Raw genomic sequence first — 25,933 nt, 5'->3', positions numbered from 1 at the left:
GAGTTTATTTTTTTATCCTATCCATTAAAAGATAGGATAAAATATTATTTACTCAACTTTTTTATTAACTCGTCTAATTTTTCTGATGCACATTCTGGATTATTTAAGATTTCTCTCTTTAAACTTTCAATTGAATCGTTTGTTGATGCTTCAATTGTCTCAGAGTTCGAAAAATCAATGCTTGCAATAAGATTTGATATTTCTTCACTTGTCATAATGCATTTATCCATTTCTTTAATAAGTGCTTTATGCCATTTTATTTGGTATTCCACATTGTTAATCATCATTTCAAAAGAAATTCTTTCAACCTCTAAACTGTTCTCATTGACTTTGATATTCTGCCATTTCTCTAAGTATGCTATTTTATCTTTTAGCTTATTAATATGATTATTTATTTTTGAAATCATAGTTTCTTTATCAAGTGTATTTAGCAATGGATAAATGATGAACTTATCCGAACCAATTGAAAATAGTTCACTATCTAACTCTTTTTTTACTAGTTCCTTTAATTCATCTCTACCTTTATCAGTTATTTCATAAATTTTTCTAGCTTTTGAACCAGAACCAATTTCTTCTTTTAAAACAATAAACCCATGTTTTTCAAGCTTGTTTAGAGCATAATAAATAGATCCCGATTGTATTTTAGTCCATTTGTCCATGTGATTTGTTTGAATAAATTTTTGAATCTCATATCCATGAGTAGATTTAATACTTAAATAATATAAAATTAATACTTTAACTATGTTTCTCACCCTCTTATCCAACATTGATTGTATTCTTATTATATAACCAACATTGGATATCGTCAACTATAATATAATTCTTCTCATGAGATAATTTATTAAATGTTATTTTTTAACTAATTACCCTTTTATAGATTTTCTCAATATCTTTTTTGTTTAAAGTTAAAGGATTCAAACTAGTACATCCATGAATCGACGCATCCTGTATCATCTCAACTATCTTTATATTATCGATTATATTTCCATCTAATTTTAAGTCTACATCTATATCGAAAAATAGCTTTTTAATTAATTCTATTAGTTTATCTGCAGCTTCCTCTTTTGCAATAACTTTTGATGGTTCAATATACTTCACTACATTATAAAACTCTTCTTTTAAAACTCCTTTATTGTATTCAATCATAGGAATTTGAAGTACCCCAACGGTTAATCCATGAGGCAGATTACAATGCCCTGAAAGTGGACACCCAAGACCATGTGGAATAGTTGCTCCGCAATGACTCATAGCTGAGCCGGCCATAACAGACGCAAATGCCATCTTTTCTCTTGATTTTATTGTACCCTTGTGCACGGCTTCAGGTAGATTTTCAAATACTAATTTTATTGCCTCTAAAGCCCAAACATTTGTAAGTGGATTTTGAATTGATGATGTGTATGCTTCCAATGCATGTCCTAAAACATCCAATCCTGTATAAGCAGTTATTTTTGACGGTAATTTAAGTGTTACTTCTGGATCTACAATTGCAATTTTAGGGTAAATACTAGCACTTGTTAAAGAATCCTTAATTCTAGTATTTTCATCAGTTATAACAGAATACATTGATACCTCAGATCCTGTTCCTGATGTTGTAGGAATAGCAATTAGTGGAATAGCATTTTTAATTTCTTTTTTATCTACACCACGTCCGTCTAAATACTCATACACACTTCCTTCATTAATTCCCATAACAGCTATTCCTTTAGCTGTATCAATGCTACTTCCTCCACCAATGCCAATAATTAAATCACATGGTTGCTCTTTTACAAAAATAGCACCTTCATCAATTATATGTACTTCAGGATTTGGTTCAACTTTATCAAAAATTCTGTAATTCACATTACATTCTTTTAATTGTTTTACTACTGGTTCTACTATCCCAATATTTACTAGATTTTCTTCCGTAACAATTACTAGGTTTTTACATTTTAATTCTTTTATATAATTTCCTAATTTTTGAATTTTCCCAGTACCAAAGTCAATATTTGTACTTAAATAAAATCCGAATTTATTCATACTTTACCTCCTTGTTACCAAAAATCTGATATTTTATATTAGTTTTGTAATTCTTCGTCAATATACTTCAAAGATGGAAATATAAAATCAGCATTTACATCTGAATTTTCATAGTCTTGAAGTTTGGTTTCTCCTGATAACACCAAGATTGATGTAACTCCTGCATTCTCTCCAGTTTTTATATCCGTATATAATCTGTCCCCCACCATTGCAACTTTAGATTTATCGTATCCATATTTTTCACATAGGGATTCTATTATTGTTTTATTTGGTTTTCCCACTACATAAGGTCTTTTTCCTGTAGAAGCGTTTATTAGGTCAATCATAGCACCTGTATCAGGCATAAATTTTTCATCTTCTAGAGGACAATTATAATCTGGGTGTGTAGCTATATATTCAACTCCGTCTCTTATTAAATCACATGCTATCCATAATTTTTCATAAGTTAGTGTAGTATCAAATCCTAGCACAACGAAATCTGGACGAATACTTCTATCTTTGATTAATTCAAAACCTGCTTTAATAAATTCTTCTTCTAGTAATGCGGTACCTAATAAAAATATTTTTGCACCCTGTTTTCTATTTTTCAAATATATTGTTGTTGCCTCACCAGATGTAAATACTCTGTTTGGATCTACTTCACATCCCAGCCCTGCTAATTTCTTCTGATATGCATATTTATTCTTCGATGAGTTATTTGTAAGAAACAAAAACTCCTTATTTTGAGCTTTAAGTGTATCAAGAAACTCTAAAGAACCCTCAATTATTTCATTTCCCAAATAGAAAGTTCCATCCATATCTAGTAGAAAACATTCAATATCTTTTATGTTTTTCATTTTTTCATCTCCCTCTTTCGCTATTTCAATTTCAATAGCAACACTTGGTTTTTAGTTATAGTCACATTCCATTGTAATTTTCCATTTTTATAAGTTAATTCATAATTTTCTCCTGTAATTAAGTCCACTGCAGTACTATAAGATTTATCTACTTTAAGAGAGATTCGTACAGCTTTCTTTCCATTAACGAAGAAATTAGGATGATTTTTAAGAACATAATTCGTTACAAATATATATCCCTTATCTTCCCCTTCTAAATAATGACCGTCTATTTCTTTATCTTTTCTGTTGGTATAGTCTAAAGTTAAAGTCTGCTCTACTCCTTTATCCAATAAAACCTGGTCAATTATATCCCAAAGCAAATATGAATCATTTTCTAAATATGCAACATCTGCATGTGTAGCAAAGAATAAACCATACCCCTTACCATATGAATTCAATGTAACTGCAGGAGAATCATCGTCAAATCTAGCTATTACTTCAGTGTTTTTGCTAGCCATAGATAAGGTTTCTTTGTGCCAAAAACCCCCATAGTTTTTATTATTTAATGTAACATTTGGATTTGTCTTAGCATCCGTTTCTTTTATTTCAATTCCGAATACATCACTTAAACCGAAGCATGGAACTTTATGATTGTACCAACCATGTTTACCCAACATTCCGCATCTTGGGCCACCAATAAAGATACCTCCTTGATTCACGTAACCTTCCAATCCTTTACTTAATTCTTCATCTATAACCGCCAACATAGGCGCATAAACAGCTTTGTATCTATTAGCATATCCATTTTTTATAAGTTCAGGTGTTACAAAATCAATTGCATACCCCTTTTGCCAAAATACACTATAGGCACCTCTCATAGCCTTCAAAAGGAATTCTTCTTGTCCCATTCCATTCATTACTATTGCGTTTTCTTTCGATATCAATATTGCTATATCTCCAGTTGGATTATTAGTCTTAACAATATCGTTTCCATGTTCAGCTAATATAGCGCCTATTTTCCCAGCCGCATCTGTTCTCTCTGTAGGATTTCCATCTAAATCAACTATTGCACCCCAATGCAGAGGTTGAAAATCCCATTCTCTCCATCCTTGATACAAAGTTAATTTTGCATCATGGGCTATGGCTTCAAATACATTTCTAATTAAATCAAAACCTTTTACATTTCTACTTGGTCCTAACACCCATCCATTAATAGGACCGCTTTCTGTTTCTAAAAGCCAATAATTTTTCCCTAATGGTTTAGACGTACTCTTAGCCATATCCAAAAACATAGATGCAAATTCAGGCATTTTTTCTAATTTATCTCCACTACCTGGATATAAATCATATCCTATATAGTCCACAACCTTTGCCATTTCGAACTGATCTATAGCAGTTAATACTGCTAATGGATCTTGAGATTTTAAGAAAAATGTATTTGTAGATGTTGGGTGATCTTTGTCTATTGCTTTTATAATGTCATTTTGCCAAGAAACAAAATTAACATAGTTTTTCATGGAAAATAATCTCCAATCAAGCCATCTGGTAACGCTTGACCAACTCACTGGTTTTGTCTTTGGTGCTTCTATTTCTTCCCAAGTTGTATGGCAGGTATTTGTTGCGCCCCATCTATATGCAAAATTCAACTCATCCAAAGTTTTATATTTTTCCTTTAACCACTTTCGGAAGTTATTCTGAGTATGTTCACAATAACAATAAATATCAACTCCCCCTTGTTGAAGAGGCATAAATGGATGTCCTATTTCATTATGAATCTGATATGCATTAAGTGCAGGATGATCTTTATATCTATTTATCAATGTGGTTATATATCTTTCACTTTCTTTTAAATACCCTTTATGGTCAATGCATGCCCAAGTATAAGAAACATTATTAGGATATTGCTCTCCATGATTATTTAGGATATTTGAATCTGGATATTCTTTATGTATCCAATATGGTGGAGATGCTGTACCAGTTCCTAATAGTATTTCAATCCCATATTCCCTACATAAGTCAAAGAATTCATCTAGAAATCCAAATTCAAACTTTCCTTTTTCTGGTTCGATACGATCCCAAGTATTAAATAGTTCTGCTGTACGTATCAGATTTATACCTGACTCTTTCATTAGTTTTAAATCTTTTTTCCAATCTTTTTTATCGTGCATCAAAGGGTAGTACCCTGCTGCGTATAAAAATTTATCCTTTTTCATAGTTCTCCTCCTGCTAGCATTTAAGCATTTTTATACCTGTCCACTTACATACTTCTGTTAGTTCTTTCTCAATATCAGCATAGACAATAGCATAATGATGTTCTATTCCGTTATTCATAATAGTATCTATAACTTTTTCAGGAGATGACTTGAATTTTATATCTGCTTGATTTCCTGATAAATCTCTATCTTCATCAATTCCAGTACCTTTTGCCATGAATAAAAGATAGCCTTCTTTTGCTTCTTTAAGTTTTAATACAGTTAGAGCTCCTTGCTTCATTTTAAATTCAGTAGCAAATCCCATTCCGTTCTTAATAGTAGGATGTTCTATATATTTTGTTGTGCAACTATCTTTTGCAAGACAAATTGGTGCTGGTCCACAATGCCACATCTTTGCAATACCTTCTTCATTAACATTAACAAAATCAGCAAAGAAGCTTGGCTCACTAGTTATTAAATATTGAATGTACATAGTTGTAAGGCCTGTTATATCCCCTTCACAAGAAGTCATGATTCCTTCATTATTTAATCTAGCAACAACCCCACAAACACTACAGTTATAAAGTGACTGGAATTCTGGCCAACATTTTATAGTAAATGCATCTATATTATTTTCTTCTTTGAAATCCTTTATAGCCAAATAAATCCTAGCTGTCTTTTGAAGCATTTCATCAGTAGTTGTAATTGCTGATACTTCATTTTTCATTTTCAAAACTTCACTATTTACTCTTTCTTCACTAATGTTTTTAACATCATTTAACAAACTAGCAATTGAGTAATATCTAATTTCAGGCCCTATTTCAAATCTCAAACGTAGCTCATCTGCATTTGAAAGATAAAATCCAGGAACCCTTCCCCCAATTACACAGAATTTGCTTTTTTTAAGTTTTGATTTGATTTCTATTGCTTTTATTGTTCTATTGATTTTTTCATAAACTATCTCTTCATCTACGCTTCCATAAACATAACTATATTCTTTTTCTGCTTTTTTTAGAAAGCTTCCATACATATTTAGTCCACATAAAGAATTCAGTGGTAATCCACGGAAACCTTGAATATAAGGTTCTCTAAATCCCCATAATAATAGTGGTGTTTCCCTAAATAGCTCTATAACCTTTGTCATTGCACTTCCAAAAGAGTAAGTTCCGCATTGTATAATCAATAAATCTATATTTTCATTCTTTAATTCCTGTAAAGCTTTTTCGATTTTTTCTTCTTCTATCAAAATATTATCTCTATAAATAAGCTCATATTTTTCACTTTTTAATTTTTCAATGGTAATCTTTAGATTATCCTCTGCAATATCGTATCTGAAATTTGGGAAACCAAAAGATAATAATCCTACCTTCATGAAATTCCTCCTTAATTCTCAATTGTTAATTTTTAACTCTTAATTCTCTTACATAGTTCTATTTTATTTACAGTTTTCTTTATCATTCTTTGTCTTGCTTCTTCTTGAGCAGACATCATATATATTTTATTGTTATTTGTGTATGCCTCTATGAAACCTTTCACAAATTCCGAATCTATTTCTGTATAAAAATTTATTTTTCTAATTCCTAGTTCAATAGCTTTCTTTATATCTTTGTCTGGAATACCCGTCCCCCCATGTAATACTAGTGGAATTTTAGCTTCATTATAGATAGCTTTAAGTCTTTCAAAATCAAGCTTTGGCTCAAATTTATATTCTCCATGAGCATTTCCTATGGATACTGCAAGACAATCAATTCCAGTACTTTTAACAAAATGTGCTGCTATTGAAGGGTCTGTCATCAAGGCTTTAATTGAATCATTAGATTCTCCTTCTGCCCCTGCTACTCTTCCAAGTTCTGCTTCAACAGTTATCTCTTTGGGTTTTGCATAAAGAACAACTTCCTTAGAATTCTTCATATTTTCCTCTAAAGATACCTTTGAACCATCATACATAACTGAAGTAAAGCCTGCATCAATTGCTTCTTTACATTCTTCTACTGTTTCTGCATGATCTAAGTGAAGTGAAGCTTTTATATCATATTTTTTTCCAAGAATTTTCACTATTTCAGCTATTTCCTCATAAGTAATTTTTTGAATTTCTAATTGAATAGGGGCAACTTGAAGTATAACTGGAAAATTTGCAATTGAAGCTGCTTCCATTACAGCTTTAATAGTTTCCATATTACTAACATTAATAGCTGCAATACCTTTTTTACTTTTCTCTGCATATTGAAGAAGTTCTTTCATCCGTACTAAATTCATATATTCACCTACTTCTTGAATTTTAGCTAAATTTTAAATCCAGGTGCATCAGTTTCCTTAGCCCACATTTCTTTCATTTCTCCCTCTAATTTGCAAAATGCAAGTGCTATTCCACCCATTTCTTGGGTAGTTATATAGCTACCAATAGCAGGTTTATAAGCTGTAATACCTTTTTCTTTAAGAATTCTTTCTACTTCATTATAGAAAATCAACAATTCCATATACGTAGTCTGTCCACATCCATTAACCAAGACTGCAACTTCATCCCCATTTACATATGGTTTATCTTGGATCAATTGTTCACACATAACCTCTGCAATTTCTCTTGCAGTTGAGATTTTCATTGTATGTGCAGCAGCTTCTCCATGGACTCCCATACCAATTTCTATCTCGTCATCCTCAATTTCAAACATTTGATATCCAGTTATTGGTGAAGTTCCTGGTAAAGTTGCAACTGTTAAGGTTCTTGTATTGTCTCTAACCTTTTTCGCCATTTCCACAACTGCCTCTAAATTATGTCCTTCATTTGCATAAGAACCAACAATTTTATAGTTAAATAGAGTTCCTGCTGTACCTCGTCTTTCCTTTGGTTCTTCTTTTGGTGCAGACGCGATATCATCATATAAAATAACACCTTCACAATTAAAATCATCATCCTGTGCCATGTCTATAGCCATCTTTGAATTCATCACATCTCCTGCATGATTTGAGATTAATACACATACCCCAGCGCCTTTATCCGTTGCTTCTATTGCGTCATATAAAGAATCTGGTCCTGGCGCAGCAAAAATTCCACCATAAACATTAGCTGTCAACATATTTTCTCCTACAAAACCTATGCATGCAGGTTCATGACCTGACCCATTTCCGATTATTACAGCTACTTTACCTGTGTCAACGTTTTTCTTCATAACTACATTACTGTTAGGAAGTTTAACAATTTTATCACTAAATGCCTTAACAAATCCTTCAATTGTATCTTCAACTAATTCTTCTGGATCATTAATAAATTTTTTCAATTTCATTTTTATCATCCTTCCTATATGTCTTAATTCACACTCTGTATATTAATTTTATTTATCTATATTTGCATATTCATCTATCTTCTTAATTAAATAATAAAAAGATGTAGCCCCTGCATCTTGATGTCCTATAGATTTTTCCTGTAAATATTTTGAACGACCCATTCTTGCTCTTAGTGGAATCGTAGCTTTCACTCCATCATCTGCAGCCTTAACTGCACTCTCTAAAGCTTCTTTTAAAGTCATATCTGAATCTTTTCCATTTTGTAAGGCTAAAACTGTAGGATGTATAGAATCAACCATAGTTTTATCTCCTACTTTTGCCCCACCTAAATCACATATTTTATACTCTGCATTTGTAATTCCTTCACATAACTCAGCTAAATCAAAATTATCTTTTCCTTTACATGCTTTAGATAATTCTAAGAATATTGAGCCAAATAATGGACCCATAGCTCCCCCCATAGTTGAAACCAAAGTTCTTCCATATGCTTTGAAATAATCTCTACATGTCCCCTCTTCCATGGTCTCTAGTTTTGCTTTAGCAGCTTTTGCCCCTCTAGCCATTGTTATGCCATGATCCCCATCTCCAATGATTGCATCATATTTTGATAGTTCTTCTTTTTTCGCTATATACATTTCTGCAATATTTATTAGCAATTCTTTTACTTCCATTGGTGTGAACATTTACTTTACCTCCCCAAATAATTTTCTCATAAACTTAATACCTTCTCTTGCAGCAGTATTTCCATCTTGCTGAATATTTCTCCATATATATACGTCTTTGCCTACACCGCAATTAGGCATAACGAAATTTTCAATTGTAATCCACCTATCATAACCTATATAATTAAGGGACTGTTTTACTTTTTTCCAATCAATGCTTCCTGTGCCAGGGATGCCTCTATTATTTTCACAAAAGTGGATATGGTGTATATCTTTATTCCCTTCAACAATAGCAGAATACATATTTGTTTCTTCAATATTGGAATGGAATGTATCAAAATGTAATTTTACATGCTCACTATTAATTCTTTTTAGATATTCTTTTCCTTCGTTAACTGTATTTAAAAAATATGTTTCATATCTATTCAAAATCTCTAAGGCAAGTACCACACCTCTTTTTTTCCCGTACTCTCCCATTTGGTTTAATGCTTCTAAACTTCTCTTTATATCTTCTTTTCCTTCGGTTCTTGTCTTAAATTGCCCCCATGGTGCATAAAGAACTCCACCCAAAACATCACTTTCTAACTCATTACATATATCAATACATTTTTTAAGATGCTCAATTCCATTTTTTCGAATTTGTAAGTCAGCTGAAGATATATCTATTGAAGGGTTAAGTCCTGTACCACAGGTACATATTAATCCATTCTCTTTTAGCAATTTCTTAGCTTTCTTCACATCAAATTCTTCTGGTGCCATCAATGGAAATTCAACCCCATCATACCCGTAGTTTTTTACCAAAGTTAGATATTTAAAAACATCTTCTGACCACTCTTTTGTAAAAGTTGATAAATGTATTCCAAACTTCATATCCTCACCCCTCATATTTTTTTAAAAATATGACACACAGAATAGTGTGTCATATTGGGTTATTTATTTTTTTAAAAAAGTTTAGCGAAGAATGAACCAATTATACCCCATATAGAGAAGTCATTTCCTCCAAATGCCTGATTAAATCCTGCAACAGTATTGAATAAAGCAGGCATTGCAGCATTTACAAGTAATACCATTACGATACCACTTACTGCACTTGCAATTATTGCACCTCTACGTCCACCATAAGCATTTGCAAAAATTGCAGCTGGTGCTACATCGAAGAAACATGCTACTGTTAAAGGAATTACTGCATAAGTCATTGTACCTGTTGAAGCCATTACAACTATAGTCAATATACTTGTAACCATACTTACTAAGAAACCAATTATCAATGCATTTGGTGCATAAGGGAATACCATTGGAACATCTAATGCAGGAATAGCATTCGGTATCAATTTATCTGAAATACCTTTGAATGCAGGGATAATTTCTGCAAGCATTAAACGAACTCCTGTAAGTAAAATTGTAAGACCTGCTCCAAATGTCAATCCAGCCATTAAACTGAATGAGAATAAATCATATTGCATACCACCAATAGTTGCAATACTTCCTAAAGCTCCACCAAACACATCTAGTCTTGCTTCTGCCCCTATTATTAACCCAACAATTATATAAGTAATAAATAATATTAATGAAGTTGAAATTGTAGTGTCCTTAATGAAATCTAAATAAGCAGGAACTTCAATATCTTCAGTAGTTTTGTCTTTGTTTCCAACTAATTTACCAACACCTGCTCCTATAAAACAAAAGATAGAAGTAGTATGTCCAATTGTAAATTGATCACTTCCTGTAACTTTTTTAACTAATGGTCTCATAAGTGCAGGAACCACAATAATGTAAATTGAAAGTAAAACTGTAGCAAATACTATTAGAGTTGTACCAGTTAAGCCACCCTCTACTCCACCAGCTATAAAGATATAAGACATCCAGAAGAAAATGTGCCCTGTTAAGAATATGTTCTTTATAGGTGTGAATCTTGCAACTATTAAGTTGATTATAAAAGCTAAAATAATAACGATACCTATTTGACTACCATAATCACCTATAAAATTTACCCAAGCAGCAGGATCAAATTGATTTGCTTCTGGAACAGAGTATAAAGTTGAAAATGCACTTGCAAGTGGTGAAAGTGATGCAGCAATAATCCCAACACCTTTAAATAAAGCAATTACTCCAATAATTGTCTTAAAAGTTCCTTTTATTACGTCACTAATACTCTTTCCTTGAATCAATAATCCTACCATTGCAATTACACCTAAAAGAATTGGTGGTTGCTTGAAAATATTGTTTGTTAAGTAGCTAATAAATGACATAAAATGACCTCCCACGTTTTTGTATTTACTCCCATTTCTACGAATTATTGGAAGCTTTATCCTAAAGGTATCCATTTTCTATATAAGTAAAATCATGAAATTAATCTACCTATATAGAAGGACCCTCCAAAATCAATTTTTCATTGGCATTTTTTAATAGAAATGTTTCCGTTTAACTATTTATTCTTAGTTAATTCTTCAATAACAGGCATCCCTTTTTCTTCAATTTCACTATTGTTCATAAAATTATTAATTTTAACTAAAGGAACATTTACCTTTTCTAAAAGTTGATCATAGAGCTCAGCTGATGTAAAAATCATATCTGTTGGCACAGATGAAGCTGTAGTGATATCTGAATTGGTAACTTCTGCATTCACACCATTTTTCTTTAAAACATTTTCAATATTCATCCTTAAAATCAAACTTGTTCCCACTCCAAAACCGCAAACTGCTAGTATTCTTAATCTTTTAGCCATGATAATACCTCCTGAATTTTTTAATATTCTGTTTAAACTATATTTTATTCTTCTCCAATAATCTTGTCATAAATTTCATCACAATCTTCAGAATCTAATAATAATTTAAGATTTTTCTCTGATGATAAAAACTGTGCTAAATCTTGTAGAGCTTGTAAGTGTGCTTCTCCTGTATTAGCTGCAAATGCAAAAACCAATTTTACTGGATCATTGTGTTTACTTCCAAATTCTACTGGTTTAGTAAGCGTTATCATACTCATACAAGTTTCTAGTACTGTTTCATCAGGTCTAGCATGAGCAAAAGCAACCCCTGGCATAATAACAATATAAGGTCCTAAATCTTTTATAGCTCCTATCATACTGTCAACATACCCTTGTTTTACTTTCTTTTGTGATACTAATATGCCCCCTGCCGCTTCAACAGCTTCCTCCCAATTATTCGCTTCTACTTTAAGTCTTATGGATTCTTTCTTTAGAATGTCTTTAAGCATAAGCATTTTCACTCCTTCCTTTTCGCAATTGTATTTATATATAAGTCTAAATTTGTTTAGTTGAATCATTAGTTGATTGATTTTATAGATGTCATCATTGTTTATGAAAGGACTGATTTCAATTACATCTGTATCTTTTATATTCATTTTCGTTGTTGAGATTACAAAATTTATATCTTTCTTGAATGTTTGATAATCATATACAGAGCATGTTTCAACCAGATTTAAATCTGGAAACTCTTTTTTGATTTTTGTTGATATAAGGCTCAAAAACGATATCCCCTCTGGACAAATAATCAATGCTTTTAATTTAGTAGATTCTTCTTTTACTCTTTCATGGGCTGCACGTATATGAAGTGCAATGTAAGCAATTTCATCTTCACTTACTCTTTTCTCAAATATGTAGTCCATGTTTTCAATAACTTCACTTACTACTTGGAATACAAAGGGATAGTTTGTCTTTATTTCATCTAGATATTTATTTTGAATCTGATTATCATTATATATCCTTGCCATTGCACTCTTTAAATGAAGTACAAGACCATTGAATAATTGTACATCGTGCTTAATTTTAATATTAATAATTTTTTCAACTTCATCAATCACTTTAGTTGCACATTCTACTATCTTCTCATCTGCTAATTCAGTTACATTGATTTTTTTTAAATCATTTATTGAATTATAGGATTTAGATTCAATAATGTATTTTGCCATTTCATTTATTTCACCCATGGTTACTACAACTCTACTGAATGATGTTATTTTATTAATAAGTTCAATAGACATTTCATATTCTAAAGTTCCAAACATTGAATCAGATTTTTTCTCAATAATATTACCATTTTCAGTTCTTCTAATTAGTATTTCTGAATATAACACCAGCTTTATTAAATCAAAATCAGTTAAGTAATAATTGTTGATTTTTTCTACATAAGCTAAGTATTCTGCAACTTTCTTCATTTCTTCTATATGAATGTATGAGCTATAGTTAAGCACTATTTCATTGATTTCATCAAGTGTTTGCTCTTCTCTTAATAACTTTGCTAGATTTTCATAATCTACTATATCTAAAAATATTTTTAATAATAACCTACGAATTCTTTTTTCACTGCCTTCAATATAAAATCCACCTTTTGTACTTTTAGATAATTTTATTTTGAACTCATTTAAAAATTTCTTTGTATCTTTTAGAATTTTCATTATAGTATTTCTGCTTAGAAATAGTTTCTTGCTAAGTTCTTCAATTGTTAAAGGTTTACAGCTGATCAAAAATTCCAGAATTAAATACTTAACTCTTTCTTTGTCAGATAAAACTCTATTTTCAATAGATAAAAATTTTAATTTTTCTAATAAAATATGCCGATCATTTTGTGTCTTAATTATTACACCTTTTTTGGGCACTTTCATTAATGTTGTTTTATTTTCGTTTAACCAGCTTTCAATTAGTTCAAAGTCATATCTTATTGTTCTAGTGCTAACTCCATATTCTATAGATACATCATTATATTTAATAGGTTCATAACTATTTATAAGTAACTCAACAATACTGATTTGTCTTGAGTTTAAACAAAACAATGAGTCTCCTCCTATCCTTCATATATTTTACTAATATAGATTAGTATACGTACCCTAAGATGTTTATATTATTTACTCTTTCCTTCTTAGTTATAACTTAACATTATATTTCTGCTTTTACCAGTTTAAATCATTTCACTTTTTTGTGAAACCATTACTACGTCAGATTAAAGATTTCTGACAATTCATATTGTGGTTGAAGTTCAACTAAATTACTTTTTGTGGATTAACCAATATATATGAAATAAAAAAAGGGCTAAATTAATTAAGCCCTTTTTCATATTATATCTTTAAATTATTTAAATACCTTTGATAGAATGCCCTTATTTTCTAAGATTAGTTCCATAACTATTTGGCAGGTATCTCCGGTGACTCTTGTACATCTTTCTTTATGCTCTTTTGAACCAAAATCATAATCTCTAATCAACACCCTACAACAGGCACTTCCATTTTCTTGTCTAAATTTGTCATGAAGCTCTTTTGACAATTTCATTACTTTTCTATTACTTCCACCAGGTTTCTTTCTTCCAAAAACTAATCCTAGTGCACATTGACCTCCTGAAATTGCTCCACAAGTACAGCCTGCTCCACCCATGCCTACAGGAAACCCAGACGTTAAACTTACATATTCTTGAGGCATTCCGCATTGCAAAACTTCATTAACCGCAGCTAACACTGCTTCTGAACAAAGATACGTACCTTCTCTATAGTATTTTCTTGCTAATTCTACTGCTTCATTTATTAGTTCTTCATTTTTATTTTTCATTTGTTTCACTCCGTTTTAGATACTTTATAGTTAGCTTGATTTTTAACACTTAATAATATTATATCACCATTTACATATTCATCATATCTAACCAAGTCAAATACCAAATCCCAACTTTCCTTTACTTTAGCTCTTAATTTATTTAGTTCTTTGGAATTTTTCTTAAAGTGCTGTAAGTAAAATAATGTTATATTATATTTAAAAATAATATTTATATCTTTGCTTACCAAATAACACATATAAGAAAGGAAGAAAAAACATCGGTACCATAAGTAAATAAACATTGATATTAGTTGCTTTCATCAAAACTGATAAAACCCCACTATATATTTCTAGTGGAACAAATAGCCCTAATTCTACAATCATCATAAGAGAATAGAGCCCCACTGCTTGAAATACTTGTTCTAAAGCAAATACCACCACATAATATATACTTACTATAGCTGCCGATTTAGCAATTTCTTTTTTATTCATATCTTTAAAACACATTACCCCTGTTCCTAAAAATAATACTAATGATAGTATAAGACGAACTGTCATTATAGTATTTCCCATTTCAATAGTAAATTCTGATGTCCCTTTTACAATAAAAAAAGTACTGACATGTGTAATAATTGCAATAGTAACTCCCGTTATAACTGACACTACTGGTACTCTCCAAAGTTTTTCTTTCATAATATTCATAAAAGCCCTCCATTTTGTGATTTTAGCTTACTCGGCACCTATATTTTATCTTATAATAGTAAATTTTCCAATACTAACTTTAATTTTATTTTGTGAAGTTATAAATTGCAAACAAGTTCGCAATTTATAGTGACAAGTTACAAGTGATAAGTGACAAGTTGTGGATACCTTTCGCAAGCGAAAGCTTTTAACTAAATAAAAGATAAAAAGATTCCTTTTGCATCAGCAAAAGAACATTATTTCAACCATACATTCGATTGAAGGAACGTGCGAATATGGCTGAACTTGAAAATCCCAATTTATAAGCAATTTCGGTGATAGAAAGTTCATGGTTATATCTGAGGAATCCTGCAGCATGAATCCTTGAGATATATTCCTTTTCAGTTTTTGTTAATACTCTTTTCATCAAAACTACACATCCTTTATCAAACAATTTATAGTTGACAATTTTCAGTATCTGATATAAAAATTATTTGATCCTTGCCATTTTCTTTACCCATGTAAAGAGCTTTATCAGCATTTTCTATTACTTGCTCTACTGCTTCATTCTTCTTCCATAAAACAACTCCAGCAGTAAAGGTAATTCTCTTTTCACTCTCTAGCCAAGAAAAATGGTGTTCTTTTAAATCATTTTGAATTAATTGTAATTTATGCTTAAGAATATTTTTAGAAGAAGCAAAAGATATAATGATAAGCTCTTCTCCTCCATATCGGATTCCATATTCAGTTGATTTTATTCTTCTTTTTATAATATCAGATATAACTTTTAGAACCTCATCTCCATTAATATGTCCATATTCATCATTCACTTTTTTAAAATTATCTAAATCTATTAAGACAATATAAGCTTTATCATTTTCCTCTAGAAGAAATTTTTCTGCCATTTTTAATGCTCTACGATTATAAAGTCCTGTAAGTTCATCAAATATTGAAGCTTCCATAGCAGATTTTCTCCTTACTTCGGATTTAAAAAGTATCCTAGCATAGTTTTGCAATAATAAAGAAATCGCCAATATCATACCTAATCTAATAATTAGACGCCTTAAATCGTGTTCTAAGTTACTACTTGTCCAAATAATAACAATGGAATAACATATAACCGTCCAGCATGTTAATATCAATAAATCCTTCCACTTCATACATAGAAGTACATAGCTAAATATTATTATATATCCAAGATAAAAATCACTACGAATTCCCCCACGAACAGCTATAGCAATAGAAAGTAAAGCCACATCTAAATATATCATATTATAATCCATGTTTAGTTTATTTGGAAAGATATCAAGGACAGCAATAAAAGCTATAATTGCATATAAAAACCCTATACCAGCCAAAAGGATGATATGTTTTTGATAGTCAGATATACTTACTAATGATAATGCTAATATAATTCCTATTATACGTACATGAAAATGAATTTTTCTAATCTTGTCCATATTATTATTCACACTATACTCCTTACATTTTTTAATAAACTTGATTTATTAAATCAAAACTCAACCCTATTTCTACCATTATTTTTAGCTTTATAAAGATTTTCATCAGCAGATTTAATAAGACCCTCACTGCTATGGTCTTTTAGATTATTCACCCCAACACCACAACTAATAGTTATTCTTATTCCATCGGTAAATTTATGGTTTTCTATAGCTATTCTAAGTTTTTTAGCCATACTCACTACTGTTTTTGAATTATTATCTGTAACTATAATTAAGAATTCCTCTCCACCATAGCGACAAACATAGTCATTATTACTTACCACAGATTTCATCACCTTAACTGATTCTATTAAAACCTTATCTCCTACTACATGACCATAAGTATCATTTATTTTTTTGAAGAAATCAATATCACACATAATAATTGAATAAGGAACTTTATTTGCGGATAAATCTCTAAGCTTTTTCATAGAAAAGCTTCTATTATATGCTTTTGTCAAAAAGTCTTTAGATGTTTCTTCTAATAATAGCTTTTCACGGGTTTTAAGTTTTTTGTTTAATGCTTCTATCTTTATTAAGTTTTCTTTTATATTTGTAATATTTGTTGAATTTAAAATATATCCTACTATATCTTGTGATTTATTTTCTATGACACTAATAGTTGTCAAAACCAAAACATGTTCACCCTCATCGTTCATTATTACTTGTTCAATATTTTGTATAATTCCATGATTTTCTAATATTTCCTTGTAATATACCTTATCTATAGAATCAAGGAACAAGTCTTCAATGGATTTACCAATAATTTTATTTGGATCACATTTAAGGTATTCTAAAAGAGTATCATTCACTCTTAGTATATAAAAATCCGTATCTAAAATAGCCAAAAAATCACCAAATGAATCTAATACAGTTTTTAGATAATCGTTTGAAACTAAAGTACTGTCCAATACATTTGTCATCTTCCTAAAAGATTTCACTAATATTCCAATCTCATTATCTGAATTATATACATAATCAAAATTTAAATTAGTAGGCGTTATTTCATTTACAATTCTAGAAAGTGTAATAATAGGCTTTGTAATAAATCTAGTAGTTATAAAGTAGATAAATAATATGCTAAAAACAATATATAAACTAATTTTTATCAATGCACTCTTCTTAATCTTTTTTAATTCTAAAATTACACTACTAAAATCATATTTTATCTCAATAACCTTTTGAGCATCATCTAGTAAGTATGGTAAAGAATCTACTAATATATACTTTATTGAAGGATGTCCATTTTTATCAAATATAGTTTTATTACTTCTATTTTGAAATACTTTATCAATAATTGATACTAACCTACCATCTTTGGCAACTTTATTATACCCTAAGTTATAATGACGCTGATCATATACATTGACACTCTTTATAAAAGAATTATTCTTTAATATATCTTCTTCTATTGATCGATAATCTAGTTTTTCTATATATTTATTTAACTCTGATGAGTTAATTCCAACTTCAAGAACGTATTTATGATCAGAAGAAGATAGATAACCCCATTTTCTCAATTCTTTTGTTACTAAATCTGTAGTTACCTTAGATATAGTTATCGAATCATTAAGTCTAATATCTGTTAGTCTATGAAAAAAATCTGTAAACTCACTAAAATCGATTCCTAATGCAGCTTTTAAAGTTGAATAGATAATTATACCATTTTCATCTATTATATAAAAATCCATCAAGTTACTATAAGTAGATTTTAAATCTTCTAGATTAACCTTTTCCGCATTCATATCAATGTTTTCATAAGCTTCTTGAAATTCTACCAGCGCCTCTTGCATTAAAGGTTCGTAATATCTTGCAACTAATTCATAGTTTTTTTCAGTATTTTCAATTGTATTTACTATTGTATTTTCTGATAATTCTAAATTTTTATAAGCTTCGTCTATAATATGTGTTTTTTTTAATTCATAGTAATTAAATGCAATAAAAGAAAGCATTGGAATAATGATAAAAAGAGTTATTAATATGTATGAATACTTTATTGACATTTTTTTAATTCTCACATAAACACCCCTCATTGCTCTTGAGAAATTGAACTTCTTATAGTTTTTAATTATTAACTTAAAATACTATATAAGTTTAATTTTATCACATATTGTCAATTCATGTTGTGCTTTGATGGGTAATATATGTAAATAAAAAAACTGCAAGTCAGCAGTTTTCACTTTCTAAGTTTTCCATATATTTTTCTTTAAATTTCTTTATTAACAACACACTTATCTCCTACAAATACAATAGCCCACTTTTTTAAATTTTCTATATTATTAAGTTCGTATGAATTTTTATACTTTTGGAGTTGAATTATTGCTTCATCTAATTTTTCTTTAACTATTAGCGATCCCTTATCTTCATATTCCTTTTTAGAAATATATTTTAATTCAAAAATCGCAAAGTATGCTGGCTCAACATTCACTTGCTTTAAAAGTGCTATATCAATATACCCGTTTTCTACTTCATATTCTGATTTTACTAAATATATTTTACTTAAAAAGCAATATGTTAAAAAAATTAATTTTACATATTTTTCATCAAACTTTATATAATCTTTATTAGATAGTTTATTTAAGGTTTTCTCAACAATCTGTATTAACTCAGAATTATCAGCTTTTTGTGCTATAGATTTTATAGAATTCCTAATATCCGTAGTATTTAACTCATATTCCATATCTTCTTTAAGTTTCTTGCCAAAATAATCAAAATATAATTCCCTTATTACATTATTAGGTACTGTTAATACTACATCCCCTAAATCTTCTCTTTTTATAGTGAGCATTCCTAAATAAAACAATAAAGATTTAAAATCATCCTCTTCAAAATCTTTTTCCATGCTAAACTGACTAGTTATAGCTGTTATTATTTCTTCACCCTGTAATACTTTATCTAATACTTTCATGTTCTTATTTTTATCTTTTAATTCAAATATGTATCCAAGCTTACCATAATCACTAGCAATATTTTTATCTATTAGCTCTCTTGGACCCTTGCCAAAATCTTGATAATTCTTCAAATAATATAAAATCATATCACTATTGAACAGCCTTGTTTCTGCACTTTCAGAAAATAAATATCCATTATAATTTAGTCTAAGCTCCTTAACCAAATCATCTAATTTTTCTTTTTCCAAAGTCTTTTTAGATGTATTTAATATTAATGCTCTTACTTCTTCTTCATTAAATCCCATCATTTCGTTAAATCTAAGATCTCTTGTTATATCACTAGCAATATTAAACCCTGAAGTTAAACTATCTAATGTTATAGGACTTACCCCTGTGGCAAATATTCTTTTTATTATACTTTCAGTTCCTATTTTAAGCACTTCATACCATTTTCTAACAAACCCAGTTTTGCTTATTATTTCAGAAAACATATCTGTTTTAAAACTTAATAATTCATTAGCAAAATGATCATATTCATCAATAATAACATACAAAGGTTTATCAATTTTATATGTTATGTCTCCTAAAAAATCTTCGAAAACAGATGCTGGAAATCCTTTATTATTATAATTTAATTCTATATTATACTTATTACCAAACTCCTTAAAGGAATTATTTATTGTTCTTAAAAAACTTTCTTCTAAACTTTTTTTTGAATCAGTATCTAACTTAGAAAAATTGAACTTAAGTACATAGTAGTTGTTCTTTTCTTTTGTAGTATTTTTACCTATATAAGTATCTCCAAATAACTTATAAAAATCATCTTTTGTATTTATATCATAATAATTTTCTAAAACAGAAGTAAATAAACTTTTGCCAAACCTTCTTGGTCTTAAAAAAAATATAAATGGAGCATGCAAATTTTCTAACACTTCTATATGTTTTGTTTTATCTACAAATATATAATTATCTTCTACTAAAGTCTTATAATTACTAATTCCATAAGGTAACTTCTTACTCATCAAAGTACCATCCCTCTACTAAACTATTTTAATCATATCTCTATTATATCCTAACCAATGGGATTGTTAAACATTATATCCTTTGCATCCTCTTTCTTCTCATCAATCAATTCTTTTAAAGTCGCCACATTATCAGTAATAATATTATCAACACCATACTCTAATATACTTTCCATACTTTCAGTTGTATTTATAGTCCATACATGTACTTCTCTACCGATTCTATGAGCATTAATCACAAACTCTTCATTTATATTAGTTTCTTCCACACTGTAAAAATCTAGATTTAATTTTTCTAGATCTCCAAATGCAGCAAACATAATATATCCCGTCTTTATTTTTGGTTGGAGTCGTTCAACTTCTTCTAGTGCTTTATAATCTAGAGAAGAAACAACACATTGGGAAATTAATTTCTTTTCTTCTATTAACTTCACAACATCTTCAATTAATGTTGTATCTGTTTCATTTATTTTGAGTTCAATATTTAAGAGAATTTTACCCTTAGAATAATCTATAACCTCTTCCAAAGTTGGTACCTTCTCTCCTTTAAATTTTCCATCAAACAGATAACCTGCGTCTAATTTTTTTATGTCACTAAGATTTAATTCCCATACATTTTTATCAACACCAGTTGTTCTTTTAAAACTTTTATCATGAAGTAGGACAAGCTTTCCATCTTTTGTTTGCTGCACATCTATCTCCGCATAATCAGCTCCATTTTTGATAGCCGAATCAATTGCAGCTAATGTGTTTTCGGGAGCATCAGTAGAACTTCCTCTGTGTGCAGTTATTTTTACTGAATATTTAGTGTTTTCCATTTCATCAACTACAACATACATATATAGTGTTGAAAAAATAATGCTTATAACTAGAACTATACTTAATATATATTTATTTTTCATTAGCTTGTCTATAAAGTGATCTTTAATCTTATATTTCAATTTAAGCTCTTCTTTTTCCTTAGAAATATGCAGGTACATTTTCGTTAGTAAAATCATTTGGAATGGAGTAAATATAAAAGAAATAGCTGTGAATATTACAAATCCAAATCCAATCAAGATTAAAATAATTATTTCTATTGAAATACTCTGCAGAATAAATATCAAAATAATTGAAAAAACTAAATAGATTAATATCCCTATTCCAACAATTATTATGTTGAATACACCCATTAGAAGAGTATATTTTACTATATAACCAAAATTATTTTTTACCATCTTTGAACTTTCTTTTAATGGACGCTTTACTCTTTTATTGTTTTGTATTAGTATATTCAAAGAAAACATCCATCTAATTGAAAGAATAAAAAATATAATAAAAACTAAGGCTAAGTAAACTTGGTAAGATAATTTTGAATTTATCACATCCATAATAAATCCAGGTATTTTTAAGTTCTGGAGGACACTTGTTTTTAAATCATTATTTAAAAAAGGTGCGATTAAAAACAAATAGCACACTATAAATAAACCATCAATTCCAAATAAATATTTCATTTTGCAAACACAATATTTAACTATGCTTTGAAAACTACTTTCTTTATACCCCAATATGCTCTGGTAACTAATAACTAATAGTCCTCCAAGCTCAATTAGTATTACCAATAATCCAAAAATAAGACCTATTAAAATTAAAATACCTCCTTGAGGGGAAAGTAAAAATTTTTGAATAAGACCATTAGTTAAATAATCGTACCCTCTACTTCTCATTAGTATACCTGATATAAAGGTTAAAAATGGAATAAGTATGATTGATAGGATAATTTTCGTACAAATTTGATATTTAACAAATCTTCTTATGTTCATCAACAGGATTTTTATATTATCTTTATATTCTCTATATAACTCTTTCATTATTTCTCTCCTAATTTTCTTGATTTATTTAAATGATATTACCTTATTCAAAAAGCAACTCACACTTATCATACATTAAGCAGTCCCATATATGTCAAGTGTATTTTTTTATCCATTCTAGTAAAAGTGTGTAGTCAAGTACACATTAATGCGATATTATAGATGTAAAGTATAAACATCCTTTACAAACAATATTTATGATTTATATAACGTAAGTTATGATTCTCCCTTTTACTTTAAGTATTTTAGTAAGGATTATATTAATAAACTTTTTTACGAAGCTAGATTAAAAGTATCTAACTCCGAATTAATTAAGCATGATATTGATTTTTGCAGTTTTATGCCTCATAAGGATATTAAAAGCAAACATTTTGACATAGTATTTGTTAAAGGGTTATTTGATAGAAAATAAAATTATTGACATAGGGGGCGTTTTCATGAAAAAGAAAATTAAAATAATTGTAATTACTCTACTTTTACTTATTTTGTTCATACCTATTTGTATTATATATCTAATAAGACCAACTAAAACACTAAATCTTCAATACACTTCTTTAGATTTAAATAAAAAAGCCATTAGAGAATTACTAGAATTTGATGATAATATTTCTTTAACTGATGATGATCTAACTAATTTATTAAAAGAAAATTTAGCACAAAGCGAGAATGAGTCACTAGATTATATTACAGGTGTAGATTTGGATATAAAAGGCGATTTAGTAAATCTCTATGTGAACTTAGAATATGGTATTTTTAAAGTAGGATTTAGAGGGGTAGCTTCCCTGACTCTTGTAGAAAATGATTTAATTGTGAAGCCTAAAAATTTTTACTTAGGAAGAATTCCAATCTCACAAAAGAAGGTATTGTCGTTTTTAGACAAGCTAGATATTAAAACATCTTATATTAATGATAATGGAAAATTTGTAGTAGATTTATCAGAAATAACAAATGAAACTGTTTTATACTTCGTAAATATTAACGATATTTCTCTAGAAAATAATAACTTAAATATTTATTTAGATCCACCAATGGAACTTTTATGCACAGCATTATCTAAATATATAGATAAATCTTTAGACAACAGTATAGTAGGAAAAATTGCAAAAAAAGAAATTTCTAATTTACTAAAAAAATACGCTAATACTAATATCAGCAATAAGATTATTGAGGAAATAACAGAAACCATAAATACTATGACAGATGAGGAAAAGAAATTACTCCTTAAGAAGTTTTTTAATTTTATTAGATCATATTAATCATGAAATTAGTATATCCTTGTATTAATTATTATTTAAGCATATAATTAAACTGTAGACGATTACATTTTTTTTAACTGAAAACTGCCAAATGTAACTTGTGAACTAAATAGAGGGAGGTTTAGATTATGAAAAATAACTCACCATTAGTAATAACAATTAGTCGTCAGCTTGGTTCCGGGGGATCATATTTAGGTGAAAAACTAGCTTCTGAATTAAAGTTTTTATATCTTGATCGAGAAATTATAAAAATGACCTCTGAAAAACTAAACATTGATAGCGAAAAAGTGGAAGCTCTTGAAAAAAGAAATTACAATTGGTTTGATATACTATCCTCTTATTTGGATTATAAAAAACCCCATTTGTACTTATACCCATTTGTAGTTGTTCCTATCGGCAACTATACTCCTACTAGTAAAGAAGTTTATAAAACAGAAGCAGGCATAATTTTAGATGTTGCACAAAAGCAATCAGCAGTTATTTTAGGACGAGGTGGAAATTATTTATTAAAAGACCATCCAAATCATATCAGTATATTATTATATGCAAATAAAGATTTTCGTCGGAAACGTGTTCAAGAAGCATACAAAATTTCAGAAGAGGAAGCTTTGAAAATAATAGAGTCTACTGACAAAGAACGTGAGAAATACGTGCATACTTATACCAAACATGATATGACAGATGCACTGCAATATGACCTCTGCATTGATACAGGTGTTCTAGGACTTGAAGCAGCAAAAGATATTATTTTGGCATATATTCGTACTAGAAATGGAATATATATTTAAATTACACTCCTTTGATAAAAATTCTGAAAGCTCAATTTTGAGCTTTCAGAATTTTTCAATATTATTTTAAAAGGACTCTATTTTCCAAATAATTTTCGTATAATTTTCTTAATTTTATCTATTTTATTTTCATTTTCATAAGGCTCATTAATTGCAATTTGTGCTAATTTTTTGGTTCCTTCTAATGAAACAGCTGCAGCAATAAATCTTCCAGTATGGCAGAATACTGCATCACTAACTCCAGTTACATTTGCAAGTTCTTCATCTCTTTTACCACGCCAAATTTCAGGAAGTTTTTTCTTGTCCTCCCCATCTTTTCCTCGTATAGTTTGTAGAAGATAATTAGTTTTTGATTTGAAAATTACAAATAATATTTCATCATTTTTATCAACTTCCTTAAGTGCTTCTATATATGGACAATATGTATCCAATATCAAAACTTCTGGCATTTCCCTAGCTTCATATGCTTTAATTACTTTTCCTTTAGCTTTAAGCACAGACATTTTAAAGTTTATTTTGTTATTTAAAATTGATGTTGCAAATTCAACTGCTTTATTAAAATGCTCGTTTTCATTATTTTCTTCATACCATAATGGATTAAATCCTGATAAAATCGAGGATACATTCATCAAAGGAATTGTAGGTTTATCTATCCATATACCATTATCCAAAGCATCTATTCCTTCAATTAAGCTTCTATCAACAAAATTAAAAATATCATCAATTTCCTCTTCATTTAAGGCTTCATTTTTAAATCGTATTACATCTCTTCCAAACTTCTTCCATACAAGTCCACAGGATGAAAATGGTATTTCATCTTCTCTAAGTTCTTTGTCAATACCATGATGGTCTAATTCTCCACCATTGACATCATAAACTATATCTAATCCATTCAATATTTCTTTATTTCTTGTCCTTGTCAATTCTGTTATGAAAATCTCATTTAGAATAGCTGTTGCCATAACTTCATCTGCATGAAATTTCCCATCATGTGTTCCTATTCTCTTAAACTCTTTATTCAATTCTATATCAACTACCTTTTCCCTCTATATTTTAAGCAATTTCAATTGTAACATTTCTAAGAAATAAAATATACTTTAAATTTTCCGTTGTATTATATATCAACTTTATCCTTTTGTTGATAAGGTGAAAGAGCAAAAGCAGCTTTCGCCACACTATCTGTAGTATTCTTCAAATAATGAGCTTCCCCTGGCGCCACATGTATAAAATCACCTTTCTTACAAACAACAATTTTACCATCAACTTCAAATTCAAGTTCGCCCTCAAGAATAAAAAAATTCTCGTTCATTTTCATTAATCTTAAACATAAAACTCCTGCACAAATAGCCGCTCCCAAAGCAGCTGGAAATACATTTAAAGTTGGCGATTCAATTGATGTTCCTGGTATAGGATCACTCAAAGTAGAAGCAAACT

The 25,933-nt window shown here is 29.3% G+C and carries 22 protein-coding genes; 2 read left to right on the top strand and 20 right to left on the bottom strand.

Features of this window, described 5'->3' with window-relative positions:
- Positions 1–44 precede the first annotated feature (44 nt).
- From ACQ3F0_RS09730 to ACQ3F0_RS09645, 18 genes are all read right to left on the bottom strand, one after another.
- Complete coding sequence (locus ACQ3F0_RS09730; protein ID WP_428865038.1) at positions 45–752, bottom strand: PadR family transcriptional regulator; 708 nt, start codon at positions 750–752, stop codon at positions 45–47.
- A 103-nt stretch (positions 753–855) separates the two neighbouring features.
- The gene (locus ACQ3F0_RS09725; RefSeq protein ID WP_428865037.1) at positions 856–2,016 is read right to left on the bottom strand and encodes an iron-containing alcohol dehydrogenase; all 1,161 of its coding nucleotides are present in this window, start codon (positions 2,014–2,016) and stop codon (positions 856–858) included.
- 38 nt (positions 2,017–2,054) lie between these two features.
- Complete coding sequence (locus tag ACQ3F0_RS09720; protein ID WP_428865036.1) at positions 2,055–2,852, bottom strand: HAD-IIA family hydrolase; 798 nt, start codon at positions 2,850–2,852, stop codon at positions 2,055–2,057.
- A 20-nt stretch (positions 2,853–2,872) separates the two neighbouring features.
- The gene (locus tag ACQ3F0_RS09715) at positions 2,873–5,047 is read right to left on the bottom strand and encodes a beta-galactosidase (protein ID WP_428865035.1); all 2,175 of its coding nucleotides are present in this window, start codon (positions 5,045–5,047) and stop codon (positions 2,873–2,875) included.
- Between the two features lie 13 nt (positions 5,048–5,060).
- Positions 5,061–6,398 carry an L-fucose/L-arabinose isomerase family protein gene (locus ACQ3F0_RS09710; RefSeq protein ID WP_428865034.1) on the bottom strand — a complete coding sequence of 446 codons (1,338 nt, stop codon included), beginning with the start codon at positions 6,396–6,398 and terminating at the stop codon, positions 5,061–5,063.
- A 32-nt stretch (positions 6,399–6,430) separates the two neighbouring features.
- A complete protein-coding gene (locus tag ACQ3F0_RS09705) occupies positions 6,431–7,282 on the bottom strand; it encodes a class II fructose-bisphosphate aldolase (protein ID WP_428865033.1) in 852 nt (283 codons plus the stop codon).
- Between the two features lie 26 nt (positions 7,283–7,308).
- Positions 7,309–8,307, bottom strand: a complete 999-nt coding sequence (locus ACQ3F0_RS09700; RefSeq protein WP_428865032.1) for a dihydroxyacetone kinase subunit DhaK — start codon at positions 8,305–8,307, stop codon at positions 7,309–7,311.
- 48 nt (positions 8,308–8,355) lie between these two features.
- A complete protein-coding gene (dhaL, locus tag ACQ3F0_RS09695; protein WP_428865031.1) occupies positions 8,356–8,991 on the bottom strand; it encodes a dihydroxyacetone kinase subunit DhaL in 636 nt (211 codons plus the stop codon).
- A complete protein-coding gene (locus ACQ3F0_RS09690; protein WP_428865030.1) occupies positions 8,992–9,840 on the bottom strand; it encodes a sugar phosphate isomerase/epimerase family protein in 849 nt (282 codons plus the stop codon).
- A 71-nt stretch (positions 9,841–9,911) separates the two neighbouring features.
- Positions 9,912–11,219 carry a PTS ascorbate transporter subunit IIC gene (gene ulaA / locus ACQ3F0_RS09685; RefSeq protein ID WP_428865029.1) on the bottom strand — a complete coding sequence of 436 codons (1,308 nt, stop codon included), beginning with the start codon at positions 11,217–11,219 and terminating at the stop codon, positions 9,912–9,914.
- A 176-nt stretch (positions 11,220–11,395) separates the two neighbouring features.
- A complete protein-coding gene (locus ACQ3F0_RS09680; protein ID WP_428865028.1) occupies positions 11,396–11,695 on the bottom strand; it encodes a PTS sugar transporter subunit IIB in 300 nt (99 codons plus the stop codon).
- Between the two features lie 44 nt (positions 11,696–11,739).
- A complete protein-coding gene (locus tag ACQ3F0_RS09675) occupies positions 11,740–13,761 on the bottom strand; it encodes a BglG family transcription antiterminator (protein ID WP_428865027.1) in 2,022 nt (673 codons plus the stop codon).
- A 295-nt stretch (positions 13,762–14,056) separates the two neighbouring features.
- Positions 14,057–14,527, bottom strand: coding sequence for a C-GCAxxG-C-C family protein (locus ACQ3F0_RS09670; RefSeq protein WP_428865026.1), 471 nt, complete (start codon positions 14,525–14,527; stop codon positions 14,057–14,059).
- Between the two features lie 198 nt (positions 14,528–14,725).
- Positions 14,726–15,211 (bottom strand): hypothetical protein, encoded by a 486-nt coding sequence (locus ACQ3F0_RS09665; protein ID WP_428865025.1) that lies wholly within the window; start codon positions 15,209–15,211, stop codon positions 14,726–14,728.
- Between the two features lie 434 nt (positions 15,212–15,645).
- On the bottom strand, positions 15,646–16,662 hold the full coding sequence (locus ACQ3F0_RS09660; RefSeq protein WP_428865024.1) for a GGDEF domain-containing protein: 1,017 nt from the start codon (positions 16,660–16,662) through the stop codon (positions 15,646–15,648).
- A gap of 41 nt (positions 16,663–16,703) precedes the next feature.
- A complete protein-coding gene (locus ACQ3F0_RS09655; RefSeq protein ID WP_428865023.1) occupies positions 16,704–18,710 on the bottom strand; it encodes a sensor domain-containing diguanylate cyclase in 2,007 nt (668 codons plus the stop codon).
- A gap of 188 nt (positions 18,711–18,898) precedes the next feature.
- Entirely contained in the window at positions 18,899–20,605 is a 1,707-nt protein-coding gene (locus ACQ3F0_RS09650) for an ATP-binding protein (RefSeq protein WP_428865022.1), read from the bottom strand.
- A gap of 50 nt (positions 20,606–20,655) precedes the next feature.
- Positions 20,656–22,455 carry a glycerophosphoryl diester phosphodiesterase membrane domain-containing protein gene (locus ACQ3F0_RS09645; RefSeq protein WP_428865021.1) on the bottom strand — a complete coding sequence of 600 codons (1,800 nt, stop codon included), beginning with the start codon at positions 22,453–22,455 and terminating at the stop codon, positions 20,656–20,658.
- Positions 22,456–22,892: 437 nt separating this feature from the next.
- Between ACQ3F0_RS09645 and ACQ3F0_RS09640 the strand changes: the two genes are divergently transcribed.
- Together ACQ3F0_RS09640 and ACQ3F0_RS09635 are read left to right on the top strand one after the other, a co-directional pair.
- Positions 22,893–23,711: a hypothetical protein gene (locus tag ACQ3F0_RS09640; RefSeq protein ID WP_428865020.1), complete on the top strand. Its 819-nt coding sequence runs from the start codon at positions 22,893–22,895 to the stop codon at positions 23,709–23,711.
- 128 nt (positions 23,712–23,839) lie between these two features.
- Positions 23,840–24,499: a cytidylate kinase-like family protein gene (locus tag ACQ3F0_RS09635; RefSeq protein WP_428865019.1), complete on the top strand. Its 660-nt coding sequence runs from the start codon at positions 23,840–23,842 to the stop codon at positions 24,497–24,499.
- Positions 24,500–24,576: 77 nt separating this feature from the next.
- On the opposite strand, the gene ACQ3F0_RS09630 is transcribed toward ACQ3F0_RS09635, so the two are convergent.
- Both ACQ3F0_RS09630 and ACQ3F0_RS09625 read right to left on the bottom strand, forming a co-directional pair.
- The gene (locus ACQ3F0_RS09630; RefSeq protein ID WP_428865018.1) at positions 24,577–25,521 is read right to left on the bottom strand and encodes an MYG1 family protein; all 945 of its coding nucleotides are present in this window, start codon (positions 25,519–25,521) and stop codon (positions 24,577–24,579) included.
- Positions 25,522–25,613: 92 nt separating this feature from the next.
- A complete protein-coding gene (locus ACQ3F0_RS09625; protein WP_428865017.1) occupies positions 25,614–25,919 on the bottom strand; it encodes a cupin domain-containing protein in 306 nt (101 codons plus the stop codon).
- Positions 25,920–25,933 lie beyond the last annotated feature (14 nt).

It is taken from the genome of Clostridium sediminicola, from assembly GCF_050402865.1.
GTDB classification, from domain to species: Bacteria; Bacillota; Clostridia; order Clostridiales; family Clostridiaceae; genus Clostridium_AF; species Clostridium_AF sediminicola.
The sequence above is the reverse complement of the archived record's forward strand: the minus strand, read 5'-3'. Positions and strand labels throughout refer to the sequence as shown.